At 56.8% G+C, this 16,298-nt stretch carries 11 protein-coding genes; 2 read left to right on the top strand and 9 right to left on the bottom strand.

Features of this window, described 5'->3' with window-relative positions; genetic code table 11:
* Positions 1–161: 161 nt before the first annotated feature.
* Both ODJ80_RS07955 and ODJ80_RS07950 read left to right on the top strand, forming a co-directional pair.
* The gene (locus ODJ80_RS07955) at positions 162–1,700 is read left to right on the top strand and encodes a DUF1538 domain-containing protein (RefSeq protein ID WP_263041664.1); all 1,539 of its coding nucleotides are present in this window, start codon (positions 162–164) and stop codon (positions 1,698–1,700) included.
* 11 nt (positions 1,701–1,711) lie between these two features.
* Positions 1,712–2,392, top strand: coding sequence for a transcriptional regulator (locus ODJ80_RS07950; protein ID WP_178865030.1), 681 nt, complete (start codon positions 1,712–1,714; stop codon positions 2,390–2,392).
* Between the two features lie 80 nt (positions 2,393–2,472).
* On the opposite strand, the gene ODJ80_RS07945 is transcribed toward ODJ80_RS07950, so the two are convergent.
* From ODJ80_RS07945 to ODJ80_RS07900, 9 genes are all read right to left on the bottom strand, one after another.
* Positions 2,473–4,050: a carboxylesterase/lipase family protein gene (locus ODJ80_RS07945; protein ID WP_263041663.1), complete on the bottom strand. Its 1,578-nt coding sequence runs from the start codon at positions 4,048–4,050 to the stop codon at positions 2,473–2,475.
* 183 nt (positions 4,051–4,233) lie between these two features.
* Positions 4,234–5,154 carry a ribokinase gene (rbsK, locus tag ODJ80_RS07940; RefSeq protein WP_263041662.1) on the bottom strand — a complete coding sequence of 307 codons (921 nt, stop codon included), beginning with the start codon at positions 5,152–5,154 and terminating at the stop codon, positions 4,234–4,236.
* Complete coding sequence (locus ODJ80_RS07935; protein WP_263041661.1) at positions 5,151–7,277, bottom strand: ADP-ribosylglycohydrolase family protein; 2,127 nt, start codon at positions 7,275–7,277, stop codon at positions 5,151–5,153. Before ODJ80_RS07935 ends, rbsK begins: the two co-directional genes overlap by 4 nt.
* A 22-nt stretch (positions 7,278–7,299) precedes the next feature.
* Entirely contained in the window at positions 7,300–8,151 is an 852-nt protein-coding gene (locus ODJ80_RS07930) for a carbohydrate ABC transporter permease (protein ID WP_263041660.1), read from the bottom strand.
* 15 nt (positions 8,152–8,166) lie between these two features.
* Positions 8,167–9,066 carry a carbohydrate ABC transporter permease gene (locus ODJ80_RS07925; RefSeq protein ID WP_178865026.1) on the bottom strand — a complete coding sequence of 300 codons (900 nt, stop codon included), beginning with the start codon at positions 9,064–9,066 and terminating at the stop codon, positions 8,167–8,169.
* A gap of 126 nt (positions 9,067–9,192) precedes the next feature.
* Positions 9,193–10,533 (bottom strand): ABC transporter substrate-binding protein, encoded by a 1,341-nt coding sequence (locus tag ODJ80_RS07920; RefSeq protein WP_178865025.1) that lies wholly within the window; start codon positions 10,531–10,533, stop codon positions 9,193–9,195.
* Between the two features lie 5 nt (positions 10,534–10,538).
* A complete protein-coding gene (locus ODJ80_RS07915; protein WP_317619884.1) occupies positions 10,539–12,434 on the bottom strand; it encodes a PfkB family carbohydrate kinase in 1,896 nt (631 codons plus the stop codon).
* Positions 12,435–12,710: 276 nt separating this feature from the next.
* Positions 12,711–14,270, bottom strand: a complete 1,560-nt coding sequence (locus tag ODJ80_RS07905) for a response regulator (RefSeq protein ID WP_263041659.1) — start codon at positions 14,268–14,270, stop codon at positions 12,711–12,713.
* Positions 14,271–14,293: 23 nt separating this feature from the next.
* Positions 14,294–16,090, bottom strand: coding sequence for a sensor histidine kinase (locus tag ODJ80_RS07900; protein WP_263041658.1), 1,797 nt, complete (start codon positions 16,088–16,090; stop codon positions 14,294–14,296).
* Positions 16,091–16,298: the final 208 nt, after the last annotated feature.

Here is a 16,298-nt window from a genome sequence, read left to right as displayed (position 1 = left end):
CCTCCTGCTTTTCTGGTCATGGAGGGATTTTTCTGGTATACTTATATTATATAGAGACTGCGGGCCCTTGCGCGCGGGCATTTTCCCTCCCTGAGAATACGTCCTAACTTTACAATCCCCCGGGTCAGCGGGGCAAAATCCTATGAAAGCGAAGTGTAGCGATGCGCAAAAATCTAAAAGCAAAAACTTTGGAATCTTTATCCTCCGTCATGCCCATCACAGCCATTGTGCTGTTGTTGAGCTTTACCCTGGCTCCTGAAATGCCGGTGGGCACCCTGGTGATGTTCCTGCTGGGGGCCATTCTGCTCATTGTGGGCATGGGGCTGTTCTCTCTGGGCGCCGATATGGCGATGATGCCTATGGGAGACGGCGTAGGCGGCGAGGTGGTCCGGATGGGGAAGCGCTCTATCTGGCCCATTCTTCCCATTGTCTTCTTGATTGGCGCCTTCATCACCATGGCAGAGCCGGACCTGCAGGTGCTGGCAAACCAAGTGCCCGCTGTGCCCGACATGGTCATCATCCTCACCGTGGCCGCGGGGGTGGGCGTGTTTCTGGTGATCTCGGTGATAAACACCCTAAAGGAGAAATTCTCCCTTAACAGCCTGCTGATGGCGTTCTACATTCTTGTCTTTCTTCTGGCCCTTTTTGTCCCCAAGGAGTTTTTAGCCGTGGCCTTTGATGCCGGCGGCGTCACCACAGGGCCCATCACTGTGCCCTTTATCATGGCCCTGGGTATTGGCGTGGCTTCTGCCCACAGCAGCGGCAGGCAGGCAGAGGACAGCAGCTTTGGCATGGTGGCTTTGTGCAGCATTGGCCCCATTCTGGCGGTGCTCATCATGGGGCTCTGCCTCAGCGGCACAGAGATCTCTTACACGCCCTTTACGGTAACCGACACCTTCACCACCCGGGAGGCCGGGATGCAGTTTCTGGAGGGCTTCCCGGAATATATGAGCGAGGTGGCGCTGGGCCTGCTGCCGGTGGTGGTTTTCTTTGCGCTTTTCCAGATTTTTTCCCTTCACTTGAAAAAAGACGCCCTCATCCGCCTTTTGGTGGGTGTTGCCTACACCTATGTGGGGCTGGTGCTGTTCCTCACCGGCGTGAATGTGGGCTTTATGCCTGCGGGCAACTACTTGGGAAGCACGATTGCGGAGCTGCCCTACAACTGGGTGCTCATTCCCATCGGCATGGTAGTGGGCTACTTTATTGTGGCGGCAGAGCCCGCGGTCCATGTGCTGAACAAACAGGTGGAAGAGGTCACCGGCGGCGCCATTCCCCAGCGCGCCATGAATCTGAGCCTCTCCATCGGCGTGGCCCTCTCTGTGGGATTGGCCATGACCCGCGTGCTTACGGGCATTTCCATTCTGTGGTTTCTGGTGCCGGGCTATGCCATTGCCCTGCTCCTCTCCCGCAAGGTCCCCAAGATTTTTACGGCCATCGCCTTTGACTCCGGCGGTGTGGCCAGCGGCCCGATGACGGCCACCTTCCTGCTGCCCTTCTCCATGGGCGCCTGCAGCGCCCTGGGCGGCAATGTGCTGACAGACGCTTTCGGCATTGTGGCCATGGTGGCCATGACGCCCCTGGTCACCATTCAATGCCTGGGCGCCGTCTATCAATGGAAGCTGCGCCGTACCGTGGAGGTCACCGAGGACGAGGCCTCCACCATGTCCTCTGAGGACATCATCGAGTTCGACGACGTATAAGGAGGCTGCCTGTGGAACATTTTAAACTGATTATCACCATTGTGGACCGGGGCAAGGGCACCAAGGCTGTGGACCTGTACCGCTCTCACCACCTTCACTTTGACTTTGCCTGCCTGGGCGCAGGCACAGCCAGCTCGAAGATTTTAAACTACTTCGGCCTGGACGAAACCGCCAAGGAGCTGGTTTGGACGCTGGCCCCCGCCAGCCGCATTCCGCCCCTGCTGCCCGAAGTACACCGGGTGCTGGACTTATCCACCCCGGGCAGGGGCATTCTGTTCACCATCCCCCTCTCTGGCATCAGCGCCCAAATTCCCCAAGTGCTTTTAAAGCCGGAATATGAAAAGGAGGAACCTGCTATGGAAGAAGCCAAGAAAACCGGCCACCCCTATCAGCTGGTGCTGACCATTGTCAACCGGGGCAGCTCCGACCAAGTGATGGAGGCCGCCCGCAGCGCCGGGGCCCGGGGCGGCACGGTTATTTATGCCCGCCGTGTGGGCTATGAGGACGTACAGAATATGCTGGGCTTCACCCTGCAGCCGGAAAAGGAGATTGTGGCCATTCTTGTGCCCACAGCCCAAAAGCTGCCGGTGATGCAGGCTATCAACCGGGAGGCCGGCCTGAAAACCGACTGCCGGGGCGTTCTCTTTTCGCTGCCCGTAGATGACATCATGGGGCTGCAGGAGCTCTCCTGAGCCCTGGAAAAGCATAAAAAAGCGGCCCGTCCCCTGGATTAGGGGGAACGGGCCGCTTTTCACTGTGTCATCAGGCGTGCTTAGAACACCCAGGCGTTGCCGGACTCGCCGTCCTCGTCCTCAGGCGTGGCCCCTTGGAACTGGAACCGGGGCTTGTACTGCTGCACCAAGGGCAGCAGCTCATCCTGCATATTTTCATTGACATAGCAGGTGTTGTCGAAAACCATGGTCAGCATTTTGCCATCCTTGCAGGGCTCCCAGCGGGGCAGCCCCTCCACATTGGGGTCACCGGTCTTGGCGAAGTTCACAAAGGCCCCGCACATGACCCGCTCCAGCTCTTCCCAGCCCGGCTGGTGGCAAATGGGGATGAGCTGTGCGTTGTGGAAGAAATAGGGGATATCCGCGCAGTGCCAAGCTGCCCGGCCGCCGTCGTAATCGAAGATCTTGGCGAACATGTAATTGTAGACGGGAGCGCTGGCCTCCGCAGCCTTCTTCTTCACATACTCCACCGTATCCGCCAGGAAGAAGTTCTCCAGGTCCGTGGAGTAGATGACCGGCGTATTGGGGTAGACCTTGCGGAACGCGTCCAAAATCTTCTGGCCGCCCTCTTCCCCATAGTACTCCTTCACCAGGCGCTCCTGCTCTTCCACAGGGAGCTGAGACCGCTCGCCGTAATCCTGCACTTCGCCAAACTCCGCAATGACGGTGCCCACCATGGTGGGAATCTTCAGCGAAGCGGGGCTGAAACCGCCATGGAGGGGATCACTGGTATAGTACTCGTTGGGCATGGGGGACCAGTTGATCTGCTTTCCCTGGGCTTCCAAAGCCTTTGTAGCCTGGTTCACCGCCCAGATAAACTGGGGCACCGGCACCTTTTCCAGCTTCTCCACATCTTTTTCCTCAATGCGCAGGTTCTTCAAAACCTCCAGAACCAGCTCTTTGGGGGTACAGGTGGAGACAAAGTCATCTTTCACCACGCCGGACATGACGATCATCTTGTGGAACAGGCCCTCTGCCTCGGGGATCTGTCCCAGCACGGTCACCTTCATGCCGCCGCCGGACTGGCCGAAGATGGTCACATTGTCCGGGTCTCCGCCAAAGCAGGCGATGTTGTCCCGCACCCAGCGGAGAGCCTCTACCAGGTCGGCCATGCCCACGTTCACAGAGTTCTTGTATTTCTCCCCAAAATCGGAAAGATCCAGATAGCCAAAGGCGTTCAGGCGGTGGTTTACCGTGACCACCACCACGTCATCTAGCTTGGCCATATTAAAGCCGTCGTAGCAGACCTGCTCGATGGAAGAGCCAGAGGAAAAGCCGCCGCCGTGAATCCAGAACAGCACCGGCTTCTTGGCGCTGGGGTCACAGCTGGAGGTCCAGATGTTCAAATACTGGCAGTGCTCGGAAGAGGGCCAGAACCGGTGGGGGATCATCACCTCTCCGGTGGGCCGGGGCTCATAGAGCACAGGGCAAATCATACCGTAACTGCCCGCATCCCGCACGCCTTCCCAGGCGGGGACGGGCTCAGGCATTTGAAAACGCTTGGCTTTGGCGTAGCGGATGCCAAAGAAGTGGTCCACACCGTTGTAATGGAAGCCCCGCAGCTTCCCCTTGGGGGTGGAAACAATGGGGGATGTCTTCGTCATGGAAAATTCGTTCATTGGAACCTTATACCTCCCATTTAAAAAATTCTAATTTTATTCTACTACGCCATCGCCTCTCTTTCAATAGTTTCATCCGCAATTTTTTCAATAAATCATATGAAAACCATGACTTTTTGAGATACACGCACAAAAAAGCTCCCCAGGACACAACCCTGAGGGAGCTTTTCCGTTGCTTTTCGTTTATGGGGCGGCGCTTTCTTCCAACTCCTCCAGAGAGGGGATGGAGGTCTGCGCCCCCGGCCGGGACACCACAATGTCCGACACGCGGGAGGCAAAGCGGGCCGCCTCTTCCAGGTCTTTCCCCTGGGAGAGGGCCACCGCCAGGGCGCCCATATAGCTATCCCCGGCTGCCGTGGTATCCACCACCTTTACCGTGCTGTCCGCGGGGATGCGGGCCTCTGTTCCATCCTCTCGCAGCAGGTAGGAACCCGCCCCGCCCAAGGTGACCAACACGTTTTTCACTCCACGGGCCTGCAGGGAAAGGGCGTCCTCCCGCAGGCGGGCCGGGTCATGGGGCCGGCCTGTCAGGATGGATAGCTCTGTCTCATTGGGCTTGATGATGTACAGGCTTTGCAGCAGTTCCTCTGGCAGGCCGGGCACCGCGGGTGCGGGGTCCAGAATGACCTTTTTCCCCAGGCGGGACGCCTCTTTTGCGGCGTACACCACGGTTTCCAGGGGAATCTCCAGCTGGAAGACCACATAGTCGCAGGCCTCCAGCAGGTCCAGGTGCTGTTGGACATACGCGGGGGTCACTTGGCTGTTAGCCCCTGGCAGCACCAGGATGCTGTTGTCCCCATGGGGCAGCACGGTGATGACCGCCATGCCGGTGGGCTGTTCCTGCGATTCCTTCAAGGCGGACACATCCACCCCCACCTTGCTCAGGTTCTGCTTGAGCCGCTGGCCGTGAAGGTCGGCCCCTACAGCGCCCAGCATGGCGGCGCAGCCTCTCAGCCTGCCCATGGCATAGGCCTGGTTTGCTCCCTTTCCCCCGGGGACCAGCCGCAGATCTTGGGCAAGCATCGTCTCTCCCACTGCCAGGGGATGGGGCACGTTGGTGACGAAATCCATGTTCAGGCTTCCGATGACCAGCAGCTTTTTCATAATTCCTCGCAGCTCCTTATCTTCCAATCCTTATACAGGCAGTGGCTGCCCCGCTGCACGGCCACACCCGCGCAGCCATGCTCCAGGGGCTGGGGGTCCTCCCACTCCAGAAGCTTGCTGCCATCCACCGCCAGCGTGACGGTGTTCCCCTTCACGGAGAGGGTTAAACGGTACTCCTTGCCAGCCTCCCAGGGGAAGCTGGCCTCTTCCGCCACCTGATAGCCGTTCTGGTTCTTCAGAAGGGCTGCTTTTCCCGAGCCATAGAAGCCTGCGGCATAGCTGCGCATAGCTCCCTGCACCCGGGCCTGCAGCAGGTGTACCTGGCCTGTGACAGGCCGCAGCGTGCAGGAAAGGCTGTAATCTTCCCACAAGTGATGGCCCGTATACATCTCCCCAAAGTCGGCGCAGGAAAGGCTGAGCCAGGGCCCCTCCAGATAGGTGTGGCCCTTCAGCCGCCCAAACTGGGGAACGTCCTGGTGGAGGCCGGTCCAGCAATTCATCTCCATGCGGGAGAAGTCCAGGCAGTAATCCGGTGCGCCGTCCACATACAGGTCATCCAGGTACGCGCACAGGTCCCCCTGCCCGAAGCCGCTGGAGGTGCCGCAGAGGATGACGCCCACCTCTTGGATATACCCTTCCTGGCCTGCGGGAATGGGGAGGGCCAGCTCATGCCACTGCCCATCCGCCGGGACCTTTTCCCCGCGGAACACTTCTCCGGTGGCGCCGTTTTTGGCATAGAGCCGGGCAAAGGCATCCAAGTTCCCGCAGGGCTGGGGCAGCACACTGAGGTGCAGGGTCTGGCCGGGGTACACCAGGGGCGCGAAGAAGGGGTCATAGCGGGAGTCGCTGAAGTCCTCCGCGCTGTAATAGGTCTGCTTGTAGAAGAAGGCCTCTTCCCCGGCCCCCAGGCCGGCGGCGGTGACCTTCAGGGAGCGGCTCCCCGTATGGGCCTGCTCCTCCGTATTGCGGATGTGGCACAGGGCATCGCCCCGGCTGCGGATAGCGTGGGTGCTGCCGGGGAACTCGAAATGGCAGCTCTCCAGGCCCTCTCCCAGCAGCTTGTCCCAGGGCGCAGGGGGGGTCTCCCCCGCCAAGCGGTAGGCCATCTTGGCAAAGTAGGCAGCCCCATAGGGCACGTCCATGGCATTGAGAGAGGGCACCGCGCTGGAGCAGGCCAGGAAATCGTTGATGGGCGCCCGCCACTTGTCATAGTCGATGCCTTCCAGGCCGCAATGCACACCCATGATGCAGCCCACATTGCCCACGTTGCAGTCCGTATCCCAGCCGCACATGTTGCAGATGCACAGGGTCTTGGCAAAGTCCCCGCCGCCATAGAGCATGGAGAGGATCATTACCGCGGCATTGGGGATGATATGGCAGTTGCCGGGATATTTGTCATAACCGAAGTTGTCGTGGACATACTGGAAGCACTCCCGCCAATTGTCCGGATGCTCCCGGTAGAAGGCGGTGACGGCACGGACCACCCGGGCGTATTCGCAGTCCTGGGGGATGTAGTGCAAGGCCTTTTCCAGGACGGATTCCAGGTTGGGCTCCACAAAGGCCAGGCTGATGGCGCAGGCCACATAGACGCCGCCCCACACGCCGTTGCCGCCGTGGGTGACGCTGGCGGCTTTTTCCGCCAAGCGGGCCGCCTGCTCTGGGTTGCCGGGGGATACCAGGCCCCAGGGGTCGATGAAGATTTGCCCGCCGATCTGCTCCGCCATGGTGGAGCCGTTCTGCTCCACACTGCCGCTGCGGGGCGCGGGAATGCCGTTGCGCAGGTTCAGATAAGCCGTATGCTCGGTGGAGACACCATAGCCGCCCCACCAGAAAAATCCGTGCTCATAGGGGGCGTAGTTCAACAGGGCATCGGCCACATCCTGGGCGGAAAAGCTCTGCAGGTCCTTGCAGTCCTCCAGAGAGCGGATGAAGAACATGGGTCCGTTGCTGTCATCATCCGCGGCGAAGTTTTTGTACTGGGCGGGATACTCCCACAGCTCTCCAAACACGTTTTGGATGCGCTCGTAGGACCAGCCCTCCACAGCGGCTCCCAGCCGGATGCCGATGACCTTTCCCAGCCAGCCGGAATAGACGCGTTCCATGTAATTTTCTGGCAGTTTCACAGTTGTCTCTCCTTTCAGAAAATCAATCTTTAATACCGCTCATCACAATGCCCTGCACAAAGTACTTCTGGGCGAAGATGTACACCACCAAGATGGGCAGCATGGTGATGAGAGCCCCGGCCATCATCTGATTCCACTGGGTCACATACGTCCCCTGGAACTTTGCCAGGCCCATGGAAAGGGTCCAGTTTTCCTGGCTGTTCAAAAAGATCAGCGGCCGCAGGAAATCGTTCCAGGTGTTCATAAAGGTAAAGATGACCAGCGTCATCAGAGCGGGCTTGGAATTCTTAATGATGATCTCCCAAAAGATGCGCGGATAGCTGCAGCCGTCAATCATGGCCGCCTCTTCCAGCTCTCGGGGCAGCGTTAAGAAGAACTGCCGCAGAAGGAAGGTGCCAAAGGCATTAAAAATGCCAATGACAATCAGGGACCAGATGTTGTCGATCAAGCCCAGCACTTTGATAATCTGGAACTGAGGGATCATCACCACCTGGAAGGGAATCATCATCGTGCCCAGGTAGATAATAAAAATTAAGTTTCTTCCTTTAAACCTTAATCTAGCAAAAGCATAGGCCGCCAAAGAGCAGGTTATCAGCTGGCCTAAGATAGTTACTACTGTGATAACAGCTGTGTTGACAAAATAGGTAACCCAAGGAGCCTGTTCGAACATATACACATAGTTTTCCCAAGCAACATCCTTAGGAATCCAATAGGGAGGCACAGCAAACAGCTCGTCCATGTTCTTTAGGGAGCTGGAAATCATCCACAAAAATGGGATCAGCATGGTGAGGGAGCAGAGGATCAGCACCACATGGGTGAGCGTGCGGAAGGCGATCTTTTTCCCCTTACCTTTGCGTACTGCGGTTTGTTCCATTCTTGTCCCCTCCTCTCACAGGCTGTTCTTTTCGCTGACCTTCAGCTGGATAATGCTGGCCACGAAAATAATGATGAACAGGATATAGGCCATGGCAGAAGCATAGCCCTGCTTAAAGTACTGGAAAGCGTTCATGTACACCAGGTAGCTCACCACCTGCGTGGCTGTGCCCGGGCCGCCCTTGGTCATGATGTAGATTTGGTCGAACGCCTGGAAGGAGTTGATCATGCTGATAATCATGACAAACATGACGGTGGGCTTGAGCATGGGCAGGGTGATGCGGAAGAACTTCTGCACCACGTTGGCCCCATCAATATCCGCCGCCTCATAGATCGCCGGGGAAACGCCCTGGACGCCCGCCAGCAGGATCACCGAGTTAAAGCCCAGGCTTTTCCAGATGCTCATAATGATGACCGAGGGCATGGCCCAGGCGCTGCTGGTCAGCCAGGGGACACTGGGAAGGCCAATGGAGTTCAAACCGGAGTTGATCAAGCCGAAATCGTCGTTATACAGCCACTGCCACACCATGGCAATGGAGGTGTAGGAGACAATAACCGGAATGAAAAAAGCGGTCTTGTACAAATTCAGTCCCCTGATTTTCTGGTTTAGAAGCACAGCCACCAGAATGGCCAGAATGGTCCCCAGGGGCACTGTGCCGATGGTAAAGTAAACTGTGTGCCACAGGGCCTCGCCAAAGTCCCCGTTGGTGAACAGGTCGATGTAGTTCTGTATCCCAATAAATTTGGGAGGCGTCACCCCGTCGTAGTCCGTCAGGCTGTAATAAAAGGACATGACAACAGGGAAGATTGTAAACACGATAAAGCCAAGAATTACCGGCAGAAGAAATATATAACCCCAAAAGGTCTCGTTGGCCCCAATGGGCTTCCTCTTTTTTGCAGAGGTCTGCGCCGCCATTTTTCAGATCACCTCAATCCCAAATAGTCCAAGCCTTGCCCGGCTTCCATCTTAAAAAGAAGGGGGAACTTCTACACAAGTGAAAAGTTCCCCACGCTCTCTCATCCTACAGGATATCTGGCAGCATCATCCGGCCAGAATGGCGTTGATCTCTTTGATGAGCGCCTGCTGGGTCTCTTCCGGGGTGCTCTCACCGATCAGCATTTTGTCCACCAGCTCCTGCAGCTTGGTGTTGACCTCTGTGCGGTAAATGGACAGCTGGTCGGTCATATCCACATCGGGCACAGAGTCCACAAAGGCTTTAACATTTTCAGGGAAATGAGTATCGAGAACAATTTGGTTTGCATCCTCATCCGTACTGGCAGGAAGAGCCATGTTGCTCTCGGCTACAATACGCATCCCCTCGGGGCCAGCCAGGAATTTCAGCAAATCCCAAACGGCGTCGGGGTTCTTCGTGTCAGCGGAGATACCCCAGTTCAGGATACCAGCTTTCACTTTACGAGTTTCACCCTGAGGCATGCGCACGACATCCCATTCAAAGGACAAGGGATCTGCCTTATAGGTGGGGAGGGTCCAAAGCCCAGAAGCTTCCATGGCTACTGACTGGTTGCGGAACATGGCGTCTGCACTCTTGCCCATAGCCGTCAAAGCCGCAGGGTTAGGGGAGAGCTTATCCACCACTACCAGGTTGTACAGAAATTCTAGAGCACTCAGTGCCTCAGGGGTATCCAAACCCTTTACTTCTGTACCACTGGTATCGAACTCAACGCCAGAAAGGCTAAACCAATTCAAAATCTGGTCAGCCCATGCGCCGGGATGACGATAACCATAGACATTTTCATCAGGGTTAGTTAAAGCTTTGGCAGCAGCGTAAAAATCATCCATCGTCCAATCGTCAGTGGGCAAGTCCAAGCCAGCGGCCTCAAACATGTCCTTATTATAGTACATGACATAAGGGGAAACTTCCTGGGGCAGGGCGTACAGCTGGTCCTCATAGCGCAGGGGCACCAGCAGGGACTCGGGGTAGTAGGACAGGTCAAAGTCCTCATCCGCCTCGATGAAAGAATCCAAAGCCATCAGCACGTCCCGGTAGGCCAACGAATAGCACCACTCGTTGATATAGATGATATCCGGGGCTGTGCCGGAGCCGATCAGGGTCATCAGCTTCTGGAAACGCTCGGTGCCAATATCCACCGGCTCGATGGTCACGTTGGGATGCTCTTCCGTGTACAGGTCGAACTTCTGCTGGTGGATGTCCAACTCCTGGGCACTTCCGCTGACAGCAACTTGAATGGTAACGGGCTCCCCGTTACCACTGGAGGAGGCCTCCTCCGCGCTCGTCCCGGACGCTTCACCCGACTCGGTGTTTCCTCCCGCACTGCTGCTCTGAGAGCTCCCGCTGGAGCACCCGAAAAGCAGGGTGGAAAGAAGGGCAACTGCTAAAAACATTGCCAAAAATCTTTTCATGTCATTTACCTCCTAAATTGACGAAGTGTATTTTTTGCGGAACACAAGAACTCCAGTGTGTCCCAGTCGATCATGGCGTCGGTCACCCCCCACTTTGTGGTGGAGAAACCCGCTGCCACCGTAGCGCGATGGATCGCCTCCCGCATATCCAGCCCCTTGGTCAGGCAGACAACCAACGCGGCCGCAAATGCATCTGCCGCACCCGTGGTATCCACCGTTTCAAAATCCGCCGCGGGAAACCTTTGGGAATTCTTTCCATCGGTCCAATAGCAGCCCTCATGGCCCAGCGTGACAATGACATGTTTTGCGCCTCTTTTCAAGAAGGCTTCCGCCTGCTGCTCCACCTGGGACTCCCCTGGGCAAAGGCGGGCGCTCTCTTTGGAATTTGGCAGGAAGATAAAGGTTCTCTCCAGCAGTTCGTCACTGATCCGGTCCAGAGCGGCCGGCTTGATTACAATTTTCACCTCTCTTTCCCAAGCCAGCTGGGCCGCTGTTTCTATCGCTTCGTTATCCAACTCCGTTGAAAGCAAACAATATTCCGCACGATCGAAGGCATCTTTGCTCTCGATCAGCTCCTCTGAGGTCAGCATGGCATTGGCGCCTTTATAGACCATGATCCCGCTTTCGCCGTCCTGCTGCACACAGATGTAGGCATTCCCTGTGGAATCCCGGGAGGTTCTGCGCACATACTCCACGCCCACCCGGTTTTGCTGCAGGTGATCCCACACCTTGCTTCCCTCATAATCCTTTCCCACCTTGCCTATCAAGACGGCGGTTCCCTCCAGCTTGGCCACTGCAACCGCCTGGTTCAGCCCTTTCCCTCCTGGGGAGATCACCCGGGAGTTGGAAATGGAGGTCTGCCCCACACGGGGAAAATCAGACAGGGCAATGGTGGTATCCATGTTGATAGATCCAACCACTACAACCTTTTGCCCCTGTTCACTGAGGGGCAGCCCCAGGCTTTCCCCCTCTTGAAGGGAAAATTCCGCAGGGGACCAGTCCACCGCCGGCGCGGAGGGGTTCTCAATTTTCCGCACCACTTCTTGGCAGGCCTTTTCCGCCATGGTTTCAAAAGGCAGTCCCACGGTGGCCAGCTTGGGGAGAAAGCCTTGGGCTCTTCCCCACTCCAGGCTCAGCACGGACAAGTATTTGGGAATCCGCCGGTTTTTCCGAAGCGCTTCCTCATACACTTTCTCTGCCAGGCCGGTATCGTAGCAAAGCGCCGCTGTGTTTTCCAACAGCAGGTTTGTGGGAAGTCCCATCTTCTCATACCGGCAGACAAAGGGAAGGGGTAAGGAAGGCCTGCTTTGGGAAAGGTATTTCTGCACGCCCTCCACAAAGGTCTTTTCCTCCTGAGAATCCCCGTGCACCACACAGAAAAAGTTCCTGTGCTTCCGCTCTGCCAGCGCCTGAGCAGCTTTCCAGCCGGTCTGCTCCAAATCAATCCCCGGGTAGGGGGAGGTTTTTCCCCGCGTCAACTGGAGGATGCAGGTGGGAACCCCCAGCGATTCTAAATCCGGCTCCTCTTCAAATTCCATCCCGCGGCAGAGCACCAGCCCATCCAAAGGGTAGCCCCGCAGGACCTCCAACGCCTCTTTTTCCTCTTCGGGGGACTGGGCAAAGCGGGCCAGAACAGAGTACCCCTGCTGGGCGGCCGCTTCCATCAGTGTCTCTAAAAAGCGCTCGATTCCCGGGCGCTTGCAGAGCACAGCCCCAATCAGAAAGGAATGCGAGCTCCCATAGAAGCGGGAAACAACGTAGGGCTGGTAGTGGTTTTCCTTCATCACGGCCAAAACCTTGCGCCGGGTTTCCTCACTGATGGCCTGGTCCTTCCGGTTCAGCACCTTGGAAACCGTAGAGATAGAAACGCCTGCCAGCTGGGCGATTTCCCGGATGTTCACATTTCCTCCCCCCTTTTGAGAAACAAATTTACTAAATTTGTTTCTTTGCGGCCATTATAGCCTTCGCCCCACAAAATGTCAAGCTTTTTTTGATTTTTTGTAAATTTTTTGTTATTTTCCCCGCCTCAGCGTGTTCTCACCCTCTTGCTTTCCCAGGGCACGCATTCCGGGCCGCCCTTTCAGCCCATAAAAACAGGGCCTGCCATTCTGCACCTGCAAAACAGCAAACCCTTTTCCCTTTCACAGCGGGGCCCTCTTCCGCCCTGCCCCGCCGCCTTACTTTTCCGGCCTTTCCAGGCTGTTCCGGTACTGTTCCGGCGTGACGCCATAGACCTTGCGGAAAGACTGGATGTAGTGCGATACGTCGTTGTAGCCCACATGGGCGGCAATATCGCTGACCTTGAGGATGGTCTTCTCCAACAGCTCCCGAGATTTCTCCAAGCGGTATTCTATCAGGTATTTGGAAAACGTCTTGCCGCACTTGGCCTTGAACAGGCGGCTCAGGTACGAGGCGTTCATAAAGTACTTTTTCTCCGCCAGCTCCTGCAGCGTAATGTCATACTGATAACTGCGGTCTATGTAGTCGATGATGCTGCGGATAATGTCGTCCCCGTCGCTCTCCCGCTTGGCCTGGCAGCAAATTCCCTGGACAATGCTCAACAGGTAGGCCTCCAGCTCATCCATGTGCTTGAAGTTGTACAGGTCATACCGCTGGGAAAACAGCAGCCGGACGCTGTCATCACCGCCTTGATCCGACGAAAGGCGGTCATAGTAGCGCATGAACACCCCCAGGATGTGGACAACCTGCTCGTACAAATCGTAGCTGTTCCCCTGTTCCCGCAGGCGGGGGTCGTTGAGGATGTTCCCGATCACCTTGCGGGAGTCCTCGAAGTCCATGCGCTTCAGGGCATCTTCCAGCGCGGACTCCTCATTGGGAAAGGAAACTGAGGAGCGGTTCTTTTCCGTCTCATACACGAAGGCCCTTCCCCACCCCTTCAACAGCCGCTGGTTGATGGCGTACACCGCCTCTTTGTACGCGCTGTACAGCTCCCCCACTCCCCGGTGAGAGCGCCCAATGGCAGCGCTTCCCTGCAGTCCGCCCAGCTCTGGGAGCTTACGCAGGATGCGCTTGGCACAATCCTTCAAGCTGTAAAGACTGGTCTCGGGGTTCTGGAAAAAGGCCAGCAGCACATACTCTTGGGCATTTTGGAAGAAAAACACCTGGCACTCCCGGGTGCCAGATTCCAGCTGCAGCCAGGAGCGGATGCACTCCCGCTGCTCGGGAGAGGCCTCTGGGTCGGTTTGCAGCAAAAGGATCCGGTACTCCCGGGCGCCCATATACTGCAGGGAACGCTTCATAAACGTCCGCTGCAAATCTGGATTTTGGGCCAGCTCTTTGACAGAGAGCTGCTCCATGGAAAACTCCAGGTCGGTCTCGCGCCCATAGGCCTGGTGGGCGGTCTCCTTCCGCAGCTGGGCTAAAGAGACGTTATCCAATGCCTTTTTGATGGTCTCTCGGCGAATGGGCTTGGTGATGTAATCTTTGACGCCATAGCGCAACGCCTGCTGGGCGTAATTGAAATCCGCATAGCCTGTCACAATCAGCACCGCTACCTCAGGATGAACGCGGCTGACATATTCGGCCACCTGCAGGCCATTGACCTCTGGCATGCGGATGTCTGTGATCACCGCGTCAATTTGAGGGTCCCGCTCCAGATAGTCGATGACCTCCTGGCCGGTCTCCATGTCGGCGGCTACCTCCACATCCAGTTCCGCCAATATTTTCAAGATCGCTTTGCGGGCGTAATATTCGTCGTCTGCAACCAGTACACGCATACCATTCTCCTTTTGATAATTATTTATAGAAGCCCCTTGGGCTCTTCCCGGTCCAAGAGGTCCTGCCTTTTCTCCAGGGCCCGAAGGTGCAGCGTCACCCGGGTGAACTCTCCGGGGCTGCTCTCCAGCCGGACGCCGTAGGCCCCTCCGTAGAAGGAGCGGATACGGGCGTTCACGTTGACCAGGCCAATGCTGTCATTGGCCTGCGTGCGGTCTTCCCCCTCCTGCAGGCGCCGGTTCCATTCCGCGCACTCCTCGGGCTGCATGCCCACGCCGTTGTCATAAACGGAGAGGAACAGCTCTTCCCCCTCCCGCCTGCCAGTAATGCACACCTGGGCGCCGGTGCGTTTATCGCACAGGCCGTGGGAAAAGCAGTTTTCCACCACCGGCTGCAGCAGGAACTTGAGCATGTAGCATTCCTCCACATCGGGGGGAATCCGGATCTCCGTTTGAAACCGCCCGGGGAACCGGACGTTTTGGATCTGCAGGTAATTGCGGGCAAAGTGGATCTCATCTGCCACTGGGACCACGCTGTTCTCCATCACGTTGTAGCGCAGCAGCTGGGAGAGGTTATCCGTGATCTCCATGATCTGGGGCACGTTCTCAATCTCGGCCAAGGCGCTGATGGTGTTCAGGGTGTTGTATAGGAAATGGGGATTGATCTGGTACTGGAGCATTTTCAGCTCCATCCGTTTGTTGTTCAGCTCGTAAAGCAGGGTGGTGTCTATCCCCTGGTTGATGCGGTGGACCATGGTGTTGTAATACTCCATCAGGGCACCGACCTCCGTCTTGCGCATGTGCTTTGGGATGCTCACGGGGTCCAAGTGCCCCTCCCCTGTCAGGCGCATGCCGGCAATCATCCGCTGCAGAGGCTTGATGATCTGCCGGGACATGAAGATGCTGAACAGCACCGCCAGCACCAGCACCACCGCGAAGACCACAATCAGGTTCTGAATTCCCTGGAAAACCACCTGGTTCAGCGTGTCCAGGGGGGCATACTGCACCAGCACCCAGCCTGTTTTCCCGTTGCGCACAGCCGTAAGGAGGTAACGGCTTCCCTCAATGGAGATCTCCCGGGAGCCGGCGCCCGAAAGCAGCTCTCCCGATTTCTCCCGCAGGCAGGCCAGGTTCCCCTCTTCCCCCAGCACGCTGGTGCTCAAGCCGCTGTAGGAGGAATTGTACAGAAGGCTCCCATCCTCCCCCAGCACACAGAGGAAGCTGATGGAGTCCTCCGTGTAGGTACTGTCAAACTGGGACGTGATGCGCGTATAGCTCACATCCACACAGAGGGTGCCCACATAGGTGCCGAAATAGTACAGGCGCTGCACCATGGTAACCACATGCTTGGAAGACTGCTGGATCACTTCCTCATGGACGCCGGTGAAATAGGCTTCATAGGGGTCCTCTTCCCAGGAGATCTCCTCCAGGATACCCTCCACATACTCGCCATACTCCTCCGTATCCGCCACAACGCTGCAATAGGCGTCGCCATACTGGTTGACAATGCCGCCCCGGACTACAAAGCTGTCGTTGCGGAAGGCGTGGTTGAGCGCGTTGCGCAGGTAGGTGTCGTCCTCAAATCGCTCGATGGAGCTCTTCTCTGAGGCGTCCGCCAGCAAAATGCGGCGCAGTTCCCCGTCGGAATAATGGATGAAATTGACGCGGTCCAGAGGGGAGAACAACAGGTTCACATTCAAGTTGGCCTGGTTGTTAAGCTGCTCCATATACTGGATGTTGGAATCCAGCGCCTTGCCCACCGAGTCGCTGTAAACGAACAAGCTGGGGAACAGCAGCAGGATCAGCAGCATCAGGTTTCCCAACAAAATTTTACTCCGAAGTGATATGCTTTGAAAAAAACGCCTCATCCATTCAGTCTCCCTAATCTGTGGTTTTGCCTGAATTCCGGGCCTTCTCAAAAAGCCCGGCAAAAAAAGAAAATAACAACAAAGGGGAACTCCCTTCATTTGCATGAAGGAAGCCCCTCTGTGTTGTGTTATGGCATATGATCGAAAACCGGCATGAAAACAG

Origin of the sequence: Acutalibacter sp. LFL-21 (assembly GCF_025630755.1) — a bacterium.
GTDB lineage: Bacteria > Bacillota > Clostridia > Oscillospirales > Acutalibacteraceae > Acutalibacter > Acutalibacter stercoravium.
This window is presented reverse-complemented; position numbering and strand designations above follow the sequence as displayed.

What these genes read in the sequence shown, in the direction of transcription:
- ODJ80_RS07955 (WP_263041664.1), top strand. Translation starts at nt 162, where the DNA reads ATGCGCAAAAATCTAAAAGCAAAAACTTTGGAATCTTTATCCTCCGTC.
- ODJ80_RS07945 (WP_263041663.1), bottom strand. Translation starts at nt 4,050, where the DNA reads ATGAACGAATTTTCCATGACGAAGACATCCCCCATTGTTTCCACCCCC.
- rbsK (WP_263041662.1), bottom strand. Translation starts at nt 5,154, where the DNA reads ATGAAAAAGCTGCTGGTCATCGGAAGCCTGAACATGGATTTCGTCACC.
- ODJ80_RS07930 (WP_263041660.1), bottom strand. Translation starts at nt 8,151, where the DNA reads ATGGAACAAACCGCAGTACGCAAAGGTAAGGGGAAAAAGATCGCCTTC.
- ODJ80_RS07925 (WP_178865026.1), bottom strand. Translation starts at nt 9,066, where the DNA reads ATGGCGGCGCAGACCTCTGCAAAAAAGAGGAAGCCCATTGGGGCCAAC.
- ODJ80_RS07920 (WP_178865025.1), bottom strand. Translation starts at nt 10,533, where the DNA reads ATGAAAAGATTTTTGGCAATGTTTTTAGCAGTTGCCCTTCTTTCCACC.
- ODJ80_RS07905 (WP_263041659.1), bottom strand. Translation starts at nt 14,270, where the DNA reads ATGCGTGTACTGGTTGCAGACGACGAATATTACGCCCGCAAAGCGATC.